The sequence below is a fragment of the Methanosarcina sp. UBA411 genome, assembly GCF_002495725.1.
Taxonomy (GTDB): Archaea; Halobacteriota; Methanosarcinia; order Methanosarcinales; family Methanosarcinaceae; genus Methanosarcina.
This window is the reverse complement of the sequence record NZ_DAGK01000003.1, coordinates 1-15838: the sequence shown is the minus strand read 5'-3', so window position 1 is coordinate 15838 and position 15838 is coordinate 1. Positions and strand designations below refer to the sequence as shown.

Here is a 15838-nt window from a genome sequence, read left to right as displayed (position 1 = left end):
ATGACTGTATAAATTAGGAATGGATGTATTATAAGATTTACGTTATTTTTTTATATTCGATATAAGTTATGGGAAATTTTTTGAGAAAGCGTGTATATTGAGACTTCTGAATCAGAAATAATGGTGAAACTTTAATTATTTTTCAGTCTCAAGATCATCGAGTATAGCCAGAATCTCATTTTTCAAAGCCGGGATATCTACTTTCACAGTATACCAAACATCTTTGAGATTAACCCCAAAATAATGGTGGATCAATCGGTCCCTCATACCTGCGATGTCACTCCAGGGAACCTGTGGATGCTTCTCCCGAAAATCCTTGGATAAATTTTTGGTAGCTTCGCCTATGATCTCAATCTGCCTGATTGTCCCTTCCTGAACCAGTTTGTTGGAGAGGAAATCAGCTCTTTCCATACCTTTGGTATACTCTTCAATCCACTCGATCGAATCAAGGATATGGTAGATGTAAACCAAGTCATTCTTTTTCATGTTGAGATCACTTTTGCTTCCCGCTTAATCCCATCAATTAGATACGGACTTATCGATTCTTCGGTAAGCAAATCGACCTTTAACCCGAGCAACTCTGAGAGTTCCCTCTCAATCCGCACAAGGGTTAACAGACCTTTAGTTTCGGAAAACACCACAAGAACGTCTATATCACTTTCCGGCTTTTCTTCTCCTCTTGCATAAGAGCCAAAAACAGCTACCTTCGTTGCTCCTTCCTTTTCAAGGAATGAAGAGATTTTTTCGAACAACTCTTTGTGCCGGGCAGCATTTTCCATGTCAGTATATTTTCGTTGTGATCATTTAAAGGTATGCTGGAGCGAAATGATGGCAAAAGAAGGAGAAAATAGATTTGACAAAGAAGAGGTTTGGAAGGATATAGCTTTTTTAATATGTTTCCGCCCCAGCCCCCCTCAAATCCTTCGATTGGAAATTCGAAGATTGTGCCGTTAATTTGAAGTGATTTAACTTTGAAAGAACATTGCAAAGAAACTCACTTATTTTACAGGTTCATAAGATTCGGCTGAAATGGAAAAAGATTTCTATATATCAGAGTATAAAAGTGTTTTTTAGAGATCGCAATTTTTGAACGTAAATTACTGTATAAGGCATTATATACGCTTGTTTGATTTAAGAACATTAAGGATCATAATTATGAAAATAAAAGATTTTATGTTGAATAATGCTTTAGCACCTTTGATTAGTACATTTTTTTCTGCATTTGCATTGTCTTTTTATTCCTGGTGTACTACTGGAAACTGGAGGAATTTGTTAGAAAAAATTCCTTCAATTTTCTATATTATCTTTCTCGGATTGATGCTCATCTGGCTTATTGGGCTGTTGGTAAAAAAAAGATATGGTGAAGTTCAAATATTTAACCAAGGTTCACCAATTGTTGTGATAAGAGTTCCCCCTTATGGTTGGAATAAGATAGGTGAATTTCCATATAAAGATGTAATTTGGGAAATTCAAGCTCCAAATGAATACTCATGGAGAGGAAGTTATTCAGATATAGAGCCTGAAGATATAGAAGTAAAAACCCCGCCTAGATGTCCACAATGCAAAACGGAATTGGAAGAAAAGAGGAAATTTTGGGGAGGATATAAATGGGAATGTTTTAGTTGCGGATTCACAAAAAGGAATTCAGAAAGTTGGTACATAGAGAAAGATCGAGCTGAAAAGATTGCTAAAAGGCAGTTTGAAATAAAAATTAATGAATTTCATGGAAGATAAAACGTTTTATTGCTACAACTTATTACCACACAAATTTACATTTCACAGAAAAACTCTTCTTTCTAATTTCACTCCCAAAACTTCTTCGTCTTGACATAATTCCTCTCCGCAATCAGAATATCCCTGTAAAACGCCTCTTCGTCCACCCTCATCTTTTCAATCACCCTTGACGCCGTTTCAGGCCCGATTCCCCGGCTGGCAAGCGCAATAACCGCCTTCTTCCCCTGCGAGCGGACTATGCTTGCGTTTCTGTAAACTCTCTGTATCCGCTTCTTTTCTTCGGCAGAGACTTTCACCTTTTTTGCCTGTTTTTTAACAAGGTTGATTTCCTCTTCTTCCCAGGGCTTGAGGGCTGCAATCATTCGGGACTCGCAGACAGGGCAGACGATTTCTTCAGGGACGCTCTTGACCTGCCGGCGGGAGGTCCATTTCTTACAGTTCGTGCAGAATAGAACAATTCTGTCGTTCATAATGCGTTCTTTAAGGGCAAGCACAATTGAACGGTCGGCTTTCTCCGGGGCGACCAGGTCTTTTTTCATGGCAAAGCCGGCTGAGCCGATCGGGGTCGGACCTGATACTTCGACAGAAATTTCGCCGGCTGCGAGTTTTGTAAGGACTTCTTTTGTCCTCGGGACGTCAAGCAGGTCGTGGAAAATTTCCCGGATAACCTCGTCGTACATCGAGGAACCCTGGTAGATTTCCAGCAGCTTTTTCATGCTTATCCGGTCGTAGTCAACGTCCCGGGATAGGGCTCCAAATTTTCGGGCCACGTGGACCATTTTCCATTTCATCAGAGTCGTGTTCTTCAGGGTCATTTCTATGATCGGCTCAACATGTTCAGGGCGAAGGGAAAGCAGCATATCTCGAATCTGCATAGGGCCTACCCGGCGTGGAAGGGTCAGCCGAATCCTGTACGGGTCTACTTCCTGGGCTACGCTGCTCCCGAAGCGGGCCGAAAGGAGCGAGGTCAGGACTCGAGCAAGGGTGCCGTTTGTATTATGGCCGAAACAAGCGTTCAAAGTCACAGCGTCTCCTTCGTTTTCGATCACGATTGTATCTGCGTCAGGCAGGGGGAAGCCTCCTTCTACATGCTCGCGCACTAGGCGGATCAGTTCGAGCACGGCGTTCCTTGCTACGGGGTATTTTGCCTGGAGCTTTTCGGCAATGGCTTCGTCGTCAAGTTCTGCGCGGATAAAAGCTGCAATTTCCGCTCTAAGCTTTCCTACATCCTGGGCTACCTCAAAAGGCACAGGGATTTCTTCGCCGGTCCAGCTTGGAACCTCTCCCATGCCTTCAACAGGCTCGACTTTGATCCTGTCTTTTGCCTGCTCGCGGTCCGGCATCTCAACGACCCGCCACATATATCCTTTCGTTATGAAAACGGCGCCTGGTTCTGCAAAATTCACGACAAAGGCTTCGTCCAGCACGCCGACCGATTTCCCGCTTACAATATCATAAATCTCGTACTTCTTTTCATCTGGGATCATGGACAGGTTCTCGTAATAGTATTCCCAGCTTTTCCTCCGTTTTTTCAGCACGTTTGAGCCTTTTTCGTGCCAGACAAGTTTGTAATCTCCTATCTGGTCCACAACCCGTTGCAGTTCCTCAAGCTGCAAGTTCCGGAATGGGTACGTCCGCCGAAGAATCCTGAGAATTTTATCAATATCAACCTCCCCAAAATCCATAACCATGCCTGCGATCTGGTTTGCCACGACATCCAGGGATTTTATATGCGGAGAAACCTCTTCAACCCTGCCTTCCAGTGCTGCTTTCGTAATTGCCATACTTTCCGCAGTATCGTCTGCTTCCATAGAAAGTATAGTACCTCTCGAAATCGAATGCAACTTATGCCCTGCTCTTCCTACCCTCTGGAGCAGCCTTGAAACCTGACGAGGAGACCCGTACTGGACCACCTGATCGACATTTCCTATGTCGATTCCAAGCTCCATTGACGAGGTGCAGATGAGGCCTTTCAGGGCTCCGGATTTGAAGGCTTCCTCAGCTTCCACCCGGGCTTCAAAAGAAAGCGACCCATGATGCACACCTATGGATATTCCGAGTCTCCTGAAACCGGCAGCTAGAGCCTCGGCACTCTGCCGCGTATTTACAAAAACAAGGGTTGACTGGCTATCTTCCACAATTTTCCGGATGCAGAGCAGGTGAGAGGCAAATTCGGGCTCGCAACCTACTGTTTTCGCAATTTTCAGGACTTCTTTATCCTGGATCTTCCCCTCGGCTGAAACTTGAGGGTTGACCACATCAAACTCAAGCAGCTTCAACAGGGCTACCTCAATTACAGTGAAATCTCTTCCGTTGCCTGCCAGGAACTTTGCAATTTCCCAGGGGTTCCCGACTGTTGCAGAAAGTCCGATCCTCTGAAACTCCCCTGAGATTTCCACAAGCCTCTCAAGCCCGACAGCGAGCTGAGCACCCCGTTTTGAACCTGCAAGCTCATGGATTTCGTCTATTACGACATGGGTTACGGTTTCGAGGTTCTGACGCAGGCGGGAGCCAGTAAACATTGCCTGCAAGGTCTCAGGGGTTGTGATCAGTACATCAGGAGGATTTCTTGACTGGCGCTGCCTTTCGCTTTGCGGGGTATCCCCATGCCGAACCTGAACCTTGATATCGAGCAACTTCCCGAGGATCTCAATTCGAGAAAGCATATCCCTGTTAAGGGCCCTCAAAGGAGTTATATAAAGGGCCGATATCCCCTTTCTGGCTTCGGGCTTCTTTTTCAGGATACTGTTAAAAACAGGCAGTACGGCGGATTCAGTCTTGCCTGAGCCCGTAGGAGCTATCAAAAGAGTATGCTTTCCATCCATTATGTGAGAAAATGACCTCTCCTGAGGCTCTGTGGGTTTTGTAAAACCAAGAGTTTTGAGAGCTTCCTGTATTTTTGGATGAAAGGTATTGAAAATGTTACGAAATATCATGTTTTTGTAATCGGTTTTTGGTTAAGATGTTCAATTATTGTGTTAGTCGACACCAGTATAAATAATTCTATGCAAGCATGGATAAGGTGGGCGAGAGAAATAGATATAGGAAAGAGAAGAGCTTCAGAAAAACGTGAAAATCAATATGAGTGTTCAAATATATAAATTAAATTATAATTTAAAACAAAATTTAAGTACAATTTTAAAAGTTGGGCCGAACGTTAGTAAGCATTGTTATTCTAAACTCTTTTATGCAGCACAACTCTCTTATTGACAAAGAAGAAATAATAATGAAAGCGATAATTCTAATTCATTCTTCTTAAATAATTGGATAATACAACCATGAAGTTACTGTAGAACTGCTTAACTCAAAAATACTTCTATATTTAAAGAATCAAATACTTCAATTCCTGGAGAAGCTATAGAAGGCCAATTTCCAGCCTCTTCTAGGTTTAACGGAAGTAAAAATTGCTGCTTTTGATAGTATTTTTTAAACATGGTAGAACACTGGATTAAGTTCTGTAAAAAAATATAAAGATTATGAGGTTTCTAACCCAAATGTACGATCGGGTATAGTTTTGAGACAGCCTGTTATAATCCTTTTTGGGTGAAATTAGGGAAAATATTCCTTATTTCATTAAACGAAGATCTCATATAGAAATAATCATCTACACTGCTAAATATTCTATGTTTGAAGTTATTAGGAAATCCGGCAATGTCGCGAATTCGCTGTAAATCTGGAATCAAGTTTTTGTATCTGTATATAATTTCGTTTTTTAGATATGAATTTTCTACCCAATAAATTCTTAATAATAAGTTCTTAATTTTTGACTTTACAGAAAATTGGCACACTACCAAACCTGGCTGCAAAACCAAATGAAAAACCGAAAAAAAGGATAGTTTTGAGCCTGTTTTTTTCAGTCTGAGAAAGAAAAACTAGAAGGACTCAAAACCCAATGCCCTTTTGAAATTTCAACCATTTCTTCATTTTTGTTTGCATTTTCCCATCCTGGCTCCTGCTGCATTCTTTTTTTGCAGGGTTTGAACTTTTCTTTCAAAAATGACAACAGCGAAAAACCGGAAATTTCTGGCCCGTTTCCTGAAAAACATGAGTTTAATTTTCCTCGGGCCGCAGTCCAGGCAGCGAGACCGGAGAAACCTTTTTCATCCGGAATCCTGGCTGCAGCCTTGGAAAAACTCCGTTTGGTCGGAACCGGTCCTACTTCCAAATCCGGAAAAAGCAGGCTTTTTGTGCAGGGATGTGTGGGGTTTTTGAAAACCTCTTCCGTTTTCCCGAGTTCAACAAGTTTTCCCGCATGCATAACCGCTACCCTGTCGCACATCTTTTTCACGACTTCAAGGTCATGGGAAATAAAAAGAAGGGTCAACCCCCGTTCTTGCCTGAGTTTTTGCAGCAGGCCAAGGATCTGGGCCTGCACTGAGACATCCAGAGCGGAGGTAGGTTCGTCGGCCACAAGTAAATCCGGCTCCAGCGCAAGGGCTCTTGCAAGAGCAGCCCTCTGGTTCTGCCCTCCGCTTAACTGAAAGGGATAGCGAGAATAAAGGCCCGGTTCAAGTTCTACCAGTTCCATCAGTTTCAGGGCTCTGGCCCTTGCTTCTTCCTTTGAAAGCGGAGCTTTCAGCCTCAGGGCCTCTTCTAGGCTTGTCCCAATCCGCATACAGGGATTGAGGGAAGAAGTCGGATCCTGAAAAAGTGGCTGGATCCGTGGCCTGATTTCCCTTAAAGCCCTGCCGTCCAAAGCCGTAAGCTCGATCCCGCAAAAGCACACACTTCCGAAAGTTGGCCGGATAAGCTGGAGCAGGGCAAGCCCCAGGCTCGTTTTTCCGGAACCACTCTCCCCTACCAGGCCCAGAGCTTCGCCTTTTTTCAGGGAAAATGACACTCTGTCCACAGCCCGGAAATTCTGTTTTCGATTTTTATCCATCGAGGGGCCGGTCATGAAACTAACAGTCAGATCTTTTACCTCAAGCATAAAATTACCTCAAGAATGCACAAATTACCACTGACATACACAAATCACCTCAGGTATGCACAATCCTGAACATACACAAATTGCCGCTGGTATGCACAAATCACCTCAAACATAGAGCCAGCACCTGCAAAAATGTCTGTTTCCCGTATCAAACAGGGGAGGATGCTGCCTCCGGCAACGGGCCATAGCTCCGGGACAGCGGGAATGAAACCTGCAACCATCGGGTAAAGCTGTTAAAGGAGGGCTCCGACCTAGAATAGGCTGCATGCCCCTTGCCGGGAGGGCAAAAAGCAGACCCCGGGTATAAGGGTGCAGGGGATTTTCAAAAACTGTGTCCTTATCTCCAAGTTCCACAAGTTCCCCGGCATACATCAGGGCAAGCCGGGTGCAAAGCATAGCCGCAGCCTCCAGGTCGTGAGTGATAAAGAGCAAGGCCTGATTTTTCGTTACTGCGCCAAGCAAGGTTATAATCCGGGCCCGGTTCAGGGAATCAAGCCCTTTCGTAGGCTCGTCTGCGAGCAGAAGGGAAGGGGAAAATGCAAGGGAGAGCGCAATCACAATCCTCTCACACATTCCCCCGCTGCATTCGTGGGGATAGGCTTTTGTCCAGGAATCAGGGTCAATCGCCCCGACCGAGCGAAGCAATTCGGGCATTTTTGCTGCGGCTTCTTTTTTAGAATATCCCGCCTGCCGGAGGGTTTCAAGGAGCTGTTTTCCAACCTTTTGCAGGGGGTTTAAAGCGCGGTTTTGCGGGATCAGAGCAAGTTCCCTGCCCCTGAGCCTGCGCATTTCGGTCGGGGCAAGGCCTAGGAGATTCCTGCCCTGATAAAGAATTTCCCCTTCACAGAGGGCATCAGGCTGAAGCAGACGCAGGATTGCATGGGTGAGCACGGACTTACCGGACCCGGTCTCCCCGATCAGCCCGAGCTTTTCCCGCACTCCAAGTTGCAGGTCTACGCAATCCACAGCTCTAACAAGTCCTGTTTCGGTCGGGAAAGTTACTTTCAAGCTTTTTATCTCTATGAGCTCCATCTGAATACCTCTTTGCTTTGGAAAGCCCTTCTAAGTTTGAAAATTACTGATTGATTTGAAAAGTCCTCACACCTTTGGAAAGATCTAATGAATCTGAAAATTCCTCAATCACATTCAAAGAAGGCTTGTTTTTCATGCCTCAGCTGCGGGGAAAGCCAGGGCTCCAGGCTGTAACCCAGCAGGGAAAGGGAAAAAGAAAGCCCGACCATTGCAAAACAGGGAGGTAAAAACCAGTTCCACAACCCAAGAGCAAAACCGCCTCCCGAATATACCTGGTGTAGCATCTGGCCCCAGTCCACAATTTCCGGGTCTCCAAGCCCGAGGAAGCTTAGCCCTACCCCGAGCAGCATATAGTGCTGGGCCCCGAACAGGAATTTTACAAGCGTAAGTGGGAAGACTGAAGGCAAAATGTACCTGAACATGATATGAAAATCACTGAGGCCCAGGCCCTTTGCCGCATATACGAAATTTTCCGTGGAAAGAGAGAGTACTTTTGCTCGGATTATCCTGGCCTGCGTCAGGCTCCCGAGCAGCCCCATAACCCCGCAGAGGAGATAGAGTCCCGGCCTCAGGTAAATGCTCAATACAAGGAGCAAGGGCAGCTGGGGAATGGTCATGAGCACGTCAAGAGTTCCTGAAATCACCCTGTCAGTGCGGCCGCCCAAAAAGCCTGAAAAGACTCCCAGGCCTGTACCCAGCCCGGTGGAGATGCAGGCGCCCAGAAAGCCGAAAAACAGAGTGGCCCGGCTCCCCAAAAGCAGCATGCTAAAAAGATCCTGCCCAAAATCATTGGTTCCAAAAAGATGATCCGGGCTCGGGCTTTCACAGGGGCTGCCGCTTATTTCCAAAGGGTCATAAGGAGCAAGCCAGGAAGCCAGGAGGGCTACGAGCAAATAAAGCAGCAAAAGGGCAAGCCCAGCAAGAAAGGCTTTTTCCCGGAACAGTTTACTTCCTTCTGCCAGCTTACTCCCCCCTAATTCGGCTTCTGATTCTCGGGTCTATCAGGGGATAGAGTAGATCGGCGGTGAGATTGGCGATGATTGTGAGCAGGGTATCAACTAGGAAAATCCCCTGCAAAAGGGGCAGGTCATGGGTTTCGAGAGCGGAAAATGTAAGCAGCCCAAGCCCCGGCCAGGCAAAGACGGTTTCTATGAAGACGCTGCCCGCAAGCATGTGGGCGCAGTGCAGAGAGGTCATGGTCAGCACGGGCAGGACGGAGTTAGGGAGAGCGTGCTGGAAAAGAATCCGGCTATCGGAAAAACCTCTTGCTCTTGCGGCCAGGATATAATCTTCCCCCAGGGTATCAAGCATGGAGTTTCGCATAAGGTAATAGATCCCCGGAACCGAGCAGAGGGTAAGGGTCAACACGGGCAGGAGGGCATGCCGGAAAAGCCCGGTAGGTTCCGTACCCGGCAGGCTCACGTAGCCCCCAAAAGGCAGCAGCCCCAGTCGAAAGCTGAATATGAAAAGCCCGGCAAAGCCCCAGCAGTAAGAAGGAACCGCTCCTACAAAAACCAAGGAATGGAGGAGGAAAGCATCCGTTTTCGAACCGTTTTTCCAGCCCGAACAGGTTCCGAGCCCTATGCCCAGGCCAGCAGAAAGGAGAGTCGAAGGTAAAAGCAGCACAAGAGTCCAGTATAGTTTTTCCCGGATAAGGGAAAAAACCGGAAGCCCATATTCAAAAGAATGTCCCCAGTTGCCTTTCAGGATGCCCGTAAGGTAGAGGAGGTATTGCTTTGGCAGGGGCAGATCCAGTCCAACCTCATGTTTGAAGGAAGCTACCAGTTCAGGGGGGGCATATCTTCCGATTTCCAGCAGCAAATCGGTCATATAATCCCCGGGCAAAGAGCGGAGGAGGAAAAAAGTAAGGGTAATGCTGAGAAGGAAAGCCAGCAGACCTGAGAAAAACCTTCTCAGGATGTACCTGTTCCCAATCTCTAAAACCATTTTTTTCCCTCCATGCCTTTTCAATTCAGATATACGCTTTTGATTCGGAAACTCAGCTTAAACTGCCTCATCGATTCATGTATCTGCGAGCTTTGAGTAAAGCGTCCTCAAACTTCGATTCAGGAAGCCTGGAAACTCACGGGTTTGATGTTCAAAAAGACCTTTTTATCCAGGATTCCAGCCTGCAAAGGCAGAACGTTTTCCCAGCCCGTAAAACGGTCAGTGCGGTAAGCCACGAGCGTACCCGTGCTGCAGACCGGAATGGTGGGTACGTCTTCGGCCAGGACGGCCTGCATCCGGTACCCGATTTCTTTCCTTTTGTCCCGGTCAGCGGTGTTTTTCAACTCTTCCATCAGCCGGTTATATTCGGGGCTGTCGTAGTGGTAGTAGTTGCTGCCTGCAGGGCTTCTGTAGAAATTATTCAGGTCTTCCAAATCGTCGTGCATGGTGCCGGGCATGCCATCGATGAAGATTGGACTCTCTCCTATTTGTTCAAGATAGATATCCTCTGGGACGGCCTCTAATTCCACATCAAAACCCAGTTTTTCCTCCCAGTCCATTTTTATGACGTTCAGGAGTTTTTCATCAGCCCTGTTCAGGTGAGACTTACCTCCGAGTGGGATTTTCAGGCGAATTTGATCCCCATTTTTATACCGGATCTTTCCATCGGAATCCACGGAAAAGTTATCTGAGGCCTTAAAAAGGGACCTTGCCTTCTCAAGGTCGTAGTCATATTTCCCGACGCAGTCCGGGTTTACAAAATCATGCGCAAGATTCGGGAGCAGGAATACGGTCTCAGTAGGTTCCGTGTTCCCCAGCATATTAGCGGCATTTTCCCGGTTCACGGCATGGCTTAAGGCCTGCCTGAAGAGGGGATCATTTGCTGGGAACTGTTCGCAGTTAAAGGCGATTTCATAGCCCGTAGCATCCGGAATGTTGTAAACTTTTATGTTATCTTTACCCTTGAGTTTCTCTGCCTCTACGGGAGTTATTTCGGGCAGCACGTCGATTTCCCCACTTTGAAGCGCAAAGAGCCGGCTTGAAGCGTCCGGGATCAGTTTCAGGGCCACCTCTTTTACATAGGGACAATCCCCGTGGTAGGCTTCATTTGCTTCCAGAAGGAAGTACTGGCCTCTCTCGGCTGCTTTGTACCTGAAAGGGCCAGACCCTATAAAGTGGGTATTGCCGGATGCGTATTCGTCATAGCTTGCGGGATTCTCAACGTTTTCCCAGATGTGTTTAGGAAAGATGGCAATGCCCGGGGAATGAGAAAGCCTATCCGGGAAGGTCGGATCCGGGTTTTCAAGATAAAAGACCGCGGTCTGCGCATCAGGGCATTCGACTCTCTCAACGGAGTTGAGCACAAAAGCAAGCTTGAGCTTTTTATCCTTGAGGTAATCATGGGTGAATTTGACATCTTCGGAGTTTACCGTTTCTCCATCCTGCCATTTTGCTTCTTTGAGCCGGAAAGTCCAGACCTTCGCGTCTTCTGAGGAGCTCCAGCTTTCTGCAAGCCAGGAGTCGTAGTTGCCGTCCCTGTTCCGGGTTACAAGTCCTTCATAGATCAAAGAGCCTGTGGGCACTCCCATTTTGTACCAGATGTTGGGCGTGATGAAATCTTTCTCCGAGGAAACCGGGATTACTACTCTGCCGTAAGGAATATGCCTGAAGTTGTGAGCTGCAAGGGATAACTCTTCCGCCGAGAGATGAGGCCCTTCTTTTCCAAGATAGCTGTATTCCATGTAGGATAAAATGGAACTTGCAAGTTCCTCGTCTGAAACGCAGGTGTCACCGCTGGAATCACCGGAAATTACGCTTGCTCCTGCAGGCAGGATACAGGCCGGCAAAAAAAGGCCCAGGATAAATAATAAGCAAAACCATGAGCGTACAGGTTGCAAAGAGTTTTCTTTTAAGATTCTGAATTTAAAGGATTTGAGATTCACAAAATTCCCTCCTTCTTTTCCTTACGGGATTTTCCCAGAGCCCTGAACCCAGCCGCAAGCCCTATTGCCCCTCCTAGAAGTCCTGGGCCTGCAAAAGGCAACCTGCCGGGTTTTTGGTCAGAGGCATTCCCAGGATTAGAGACCATATCCCGGGCTTTGCCGGTTGAGTCCCCAGATTTGGAATAAGAGGAGGATGAGACAACTACTTCCGAATTACCCTGTACTTTTCCTTTCTTCTGTCCGAGAACCTCTTCCCACTCCCCGCTAAAAATTCCATCTCCTGAAGCAGGGGCTTTTACGCTGTAGCTTACTTTATCCTCTTCAAGAAGAGCAAAAATGACATGTTGCCCCTCAACCCGCACCCGGGTTTCAGGCAGGGAGCTATTGAGATAGATGAAACCCTGTGGAAGTGTTTCAACAATGCCCCCTGTCTCAAAACCCGAAACATTCAGCTGCACTTCAAACTCCGAACCCGGAGCCACAGATGGCGGAAGCGTTCGCTCGACCGTACAGGAGGAGTCTGTTCCGGCTGCAAGAGCCTGGCCCGGGAGTGTTGAGAGCAGCACACAAAAAACCAGTGCGAGCGCGCATAATGACAATGAAGATTCATTTTGTATCATTCTAAGCTCCTGAAAAATCTGAAGGTGAAATAGCATTTTCTTTTTCGATATATTCCGGAATTGCGCAACCGTTATGTTCAGATAAACACATCGATATATATAGTTTTTTGAGAATTATCAGTAAAATGGTCTGTGAGACAGCTATGGAACAGCCTAGAACAGCCCATAAAACAGTAAATAGAACTGTAGCTAGAACTGTAGCTAGAACTGTAGCTAGAACTGTAGCTAGAACTGTAGCTAGAACTGAGATAAAACTGTAGATAGAACTGTCCCTAAAAAGGCCTCTAGAACGTCCCTAAAATTAAATTGAAAAATACAATATATGAGGAAAAACAATGTCCGAAAAAATGATTTCAGAAAATGGGAATTATCCGGAACATAAAGCCCATAAACCGATATTTATAATAACCGGGGAGCCAGGCGAGGGGAAAACGACCCTCCTTACCCAAACCCTTTGCTTCCTCGGAGCAAAAGGAATTCGCTATTCAGGAATCCTGGCCCCCGGAAAAATAAAGAACGGTGCAAGATACGGCTTTTCCGTAAAGGATCTCTGGACAGGAAAATCAGTTGAACTCTGCAACAAAGAAAACAAGACCTGGATTAGGCATGGTTCCTTTTACTTCAACCCTGACGGGGTGTTTCATGGAAAAAATGCCCTTTTAACCTCGGAAAAAGTAGATCAAGACCTTGTTGTAATCGATGAAATAGGCCGCTTCGAACTGAATGGGGAGGTCTGGGCCGAAAATGTGGACAGGTTGAGATCTCTCGTGGATTTCCCGATGATCTGGGTGGTGCGAAAAAGCCTGCTTGAAGCCGTGATCCAGAGATGGAATGTAAAAAACAGCTTTGTATTCGAGGTGGGAAAAGATAGACCCTCCTTAATTGCAGAGAAGATTACCAATCATCTCTCCTCAAATCCTCGGTTTCAGAATAAATGATGCATTATTCACCGCCGGGGCTGGGAAAAGCCTTCCTATAACTATACCGTATTAAAATCTGAAATTATTCATCCTGAGAAGTTAGCAGATATCCCAACTTTGGTGGCACTATCTTTGAATATATTATCCGGTTTTTCCATTTCATCCAGACCATTTACGGGCAGCTCAAATATGAAAGATGACCCTTTTCCCTGAACACTTGTAAACCATACTCTGCCCTTATGCAAATCAACAAACTGTTTTACCAGAACAAGCCCAAGGCCAGTACCTCCGTACTGCCGGTTCATGCCCGAATCGATCTGTTTGAAAGGCTCAAAGAGGTATTTCTGATCTTCAGAAGATATACCTATTCCCGTATCTGTGACCGAAAATATAGCTCTGTTTCCGCTTTTTTTACAGTAGACAGAGACTTTTCCTCCTTCCGGGGTAAACTTGACAGCGTTGCTTACGAGGTTATAAAGGATCTGAATAAGGCGGCTTCTATCCGCCTGAATATCTCCAATATCCAGATCCATATTAAAATCCATTTCAAGGGATTTAACCTGAGCAAGGGGCAAGATAGTGGATTTCACCTCATCGAAAACCGAGCCAATAGAAAACTCACTGTAGTTAAGTTCCATTTTTCCGGCTTCTACTTTTGATAGGTCAAGGATATCGTTTATAAGTCCAAGGAGATGCTTTCCGCTGACAGAGATGTTATTAACATATTTTAGCTGCTTTCCGTTGAGATCCCCAAAAACTTTTTCGAGCAGGATATCCGAAAAACCAATAATGGAGTTAAGAGGCGTCCTCAGCTCGTGACTCATATTGGTAAGGAACTCACTCTTTGTGCGGCTGGCAGCTTCCGCTTCCAGTTTTGCCTGGAGGAGTCTCTCTTCGGTTCTTTTACGCTCGGAAAGGTCAATGAAACATTCAACAAAATAAGCTTTGTCCTCTATAGTTACTGGAACCACACTCTTAAGTATCGGGATGACTCCCTTTTGAGCATTGATGATCTTTCTTTCTGAGTTATCCACACTCAGTCCAAGATCACTGATAGGGCATTTTCCAACCTCTGCAGGACAGATAAATTGGTGACATATATTTCCGACAATCTCTTCTTTTGATCTCCCTATCGTTTTAATTGCAATGGTGTTTACATCAACTATTTTATGGCTAGAAGCCTCGATTAACAATATTCCGCAAAGGCTTTTTTCCAGTAAAGCACTCAATATCTCTCTTTCTTTTTGAACCAAACGTTCTGATTCTTTACGCAAAGTTATGTCCCGGATGATTATCAGGAGAGTTTTTCTTTGGTCACACATGGCTAAGGAATTAACCTCTACATCGAGGATACTATTATCTGACCTTTTGATCTTCGTCTCAAAAAACGCCGATCTGTTCTCCAGAGTTGCGTTCAATGCATTCTGGAAGCTGGGAAGAGATTCTTCAGTAAACAGAGAAAGGAGGGAAATTTTTTCAAGATGGGCCCTATCATATCCGAGAAGTTTACAGCCTTTAGGGTTAACTTCTAGAATACGCTTCCCATTTGTTATAAAAATTGCATCATTGGACTGCTCAAATAGAGCCTTATATATTTCTTCTTTAGCCATTAGATTATCCTCGGCCAGTTTACTTAAAAGCGGATTATTTTCTCATTTTTATCTCAGGTTCAGTAAAGGCACTTTTCCGGGATTGAAGAAGTTTAAATTATAATCAATGATTATAAAAAGTTTTAAAGCAACAACTATACAAATTTTATACAGTAAAAATACTTATCACATTTTATTATAAAGATTTTTTTGTCGAAGATGAGATCTGGGGAAAATATGATTAAAGATATTATGCAGGATACTAAGGTAAATGACAATACAAAAATATGGAAAATGTAGATTGAATGATGAAATATTTTTTGAAGTCTATGACCAGTGTATTTTTGAAAGATCTGGCATCTGACAACTTTCCGTAAAATGCAGGAAAATAGAAGTTAAAGAATAAGTTAAGCACCAGACTAAAAAACCTTTACAAAAATTTAGAAACTCTTCGAAAGTCCTCATCCGGGATATAAGTTCCAGATTATGCGTCCAGAAACTCAGGGAATTTTATGACTTTCTTTGTTCCATCCAGCAGTAGACTTCATCCGAATTAAGTTCTATGCTGCCCGAGGAAGATACCGTTCAGGCTTCTCCGGAATAAAAAAGAAGGGGACTTTCTCCCCCAACTGGACCGTCCGCTTAGAAGGACAAACTCGGACCTACAGAACAAAATTAAGTCTGAAATCAATCAGTCTTCTCTTTTCATCTGCGGGAAGAGAATTACTTCCTTGATGGATTCCAGGCCCACAAGGATCATGGTAAGCCTGTCGATTCCAAGTCCCATACCTCCAGTTGGGGGCATTCCGTATCCGAGGGCATTTACAAAATCGTAATCTATGGTCTGGGCTTCAAGGTCTCCTAACTTTCTTTTCTTGTCCTGTTCTTCGAACCTTTTTTGCTGTTCAAGAGGATCATTCAGTTCGGAATATCCGTTTGCCAGTTCCCAGCCGTTCAGGAAGAGTTCAAACCTCTCTACAAAGCCTTCTTTTGACCTGTGGTTCTTGGCAAGTGGGGAATTTTCAACAGGGAAATCATAAATAAAAGTCGGATTTATCAGTTTGTCCTCTACCAGGCCTTCAAAGAGCAGGGCAAGGAATTCTCCGTAAGTTTTTGCCTTTTC

The 15838-nt window shown here is 45.2% G+C and carries 13 protein-coding genes; 2 read left to right on the top strand and 11 right to left on the bottom strand.

What is annotated here, in order from left to right; genetic code table 11:
- Nucleotides 1-135 precede the first annotated feature (135 nt).
- Together BP861_RS01170 and BP861_RS01165 are read right to left on the bottom strand one after the other, a co-directional pair.
- Nucleotides 136-486, bottom strand: coding sequence for a DUF86 domain-containing protein (locus BP861_RS01170; protein WP_292371747.1), 351 nt, complete (start codon nucleotides 484-486; stop codon nucleotides 136-138).
- Nucleotides 483-779, bottom strand: coding sequence for a nucleotidyltransferase family protein (locus tag BP861_RS01165; RefSeq protein ID WP_292371746.1), 297 nt, complete (start codon nucleotides 777-779; stop codon nucleotides 483-485). Before BP861_RS01165 ends, BP861_RS01170 begins: the two co-directional genes overlap by 4 nt.
- 376 nt (nucleotides 780-1155) lie before the next feature.
- Between BP861_RS01165 and BP861_RS01160 the strand changes: the two genes are divergently transcribed.
- A complete protein-coding gene (locus tag BP861_RS01160; RefSeq protein WP_292371744.1) occupies nucleotides 1156-1734 on the top strand; it encodes a hypothetical protein in 579 nt (192 codons plus the stop codon).
- A gap of 68 nt (nucleotides 1735-1802) precedes the next feature.
- Here the strand turns inward: BP861_RS01160 and BP861_RS01155 are convergent, their stop codons facing one another.
- The 7 genes from BP861_RS01155 to BP861_RS01125 all read right to left on the bottom strand — a co-directional run bounded on the left by BP861_RS01155 (nucleotide 1803) and on the right by BP861_RS01125 (nucleotide 12206).
- On the bottom strand, nucleotides 1803-4670 hold the full coding sequence (locus BP861_RS01155) for a DEAD/DEAH box helicase (protein ID WP_292371742.1): 2868 nt from the start codon (nucleotides 4668-4670) through the stop codon (nucleotides 1803-1805).
- 917 nt (nucleotides 4671-5587) lie between these two features.
- A complete protein-coding gene (locus BP861_RS01150) occupies nucleotides 5588-6664 on the bottom strand; it encodes an ABC transporter ATP-binding protein (protein ID WP_292371741.1) in 1077 nt (358 codons plus the stop codon).
- A gap of 105 nt (nucleotides 6665-6769) precedes the next feature.
- Complete coding sequence (locus tag BP861_RS01145) at nucleotides 6770-7696, bottom strand: ABC transporter ATP-binding protein (protein ID WP_292371739.1); 927 nt, start codon at nucleotides 7694-7696, stop codon at nucleotides 6770-6772.
- Between the two features lie 104 nt (nucleotides 7697-7800).
- Nucleotides 7801-8640 (bottom strand): ABC transporter permease, encoded by an 840-nt coding sequence (locus tag BP861_RS01140; protein ID WP_292372062.1) that lies wholly within the window; start codon nucleotides 8638-8640, stop codon nucleotides 7801-7803.
- A gap of 19 nt (nucleotides 8641-8659) precedes the next feature.
- Nucleotides 8660-9643: an ABC transporter permease gene (locus tag BP861_RS01135; RefSeq protein ID WP_292371736.1), complete on the bottom strand. Its 984-nt coding sequence runs from the start codon at nucleotides 9641-9643 to the stop codon at nucleotides 8660-8662.
- Between the two features lie 119 nt (nucleotides 9644-9762).
- Nucleotides 9763-11586, bottom strand: a complete 1824-nt coding sequence (locus tag BP861_RS01130; protein WP_292371734.1) for an ABC transporter substrate-binding protein — start codon at nucleotides 11584-11586, stop codon at nucleotides 9763-9765.
- Complete coding sequence (locus BP861_RS01125; protein ID WP_292371732.1) at nucleotides 11583-12206, bottom strand: hypothetical protein; 624 nt, start codon at nucleotides 12204-12206, stop codon at nucleotides 11583-11585. The genes BP861_RS01130 and BP861_RS01125 overlap by 4 nt, the downstream gene beginning before the upstream one ends.
- A gap of 335 nt (nucleotides 12207-12541) precedes the next feature.
- Here BP861_RS01125 and BP861_RS01120 point away from each other — a divergent pair, with 335 nt between their 5' ends.
- Nucleotides 12542-13144, top strand: coding sequence for a nucleoside-triphosphatase (locus BP861_RS01120; RefSeq protein WP_292371730.1), 603 nt, complete (start codon nucleotides 12542-12544; stop codon nucleotides 13142-13144).
- A 68-nt stretch (nucleotides 13145-13212) separates the two neighbouring features.
- Here the strand turns inward: BP861_RS01120 and BP861_RS01115 are convergent, their stop codons facing one another.
- Both BP861_RS01115 and BP861_RS01110 read right to left on the bottom strand, forming a co-directional pair.
- Nucleotides 13213-14736, bottom strand: coding sequence for a PAS domain-containing sensor histidine kinase (locus BP861_RS01115; protein WP_292371728.1), 1524 nt, complete (start codon nucleotides 14734-14736; stop codon nucleotides 13213-13215).
- Between the two features lie 670 nt (nucleotides 14737-15406).
- Nucleotides 15407-15838, bottom strand: a 432-nt coding sequence (locus BP861_RS01110; RefSeq protein WP_292371726.1) for an amino acid--tRNA ligase-related protein, incomplete at its 5' end; no start/stop codon positions are given.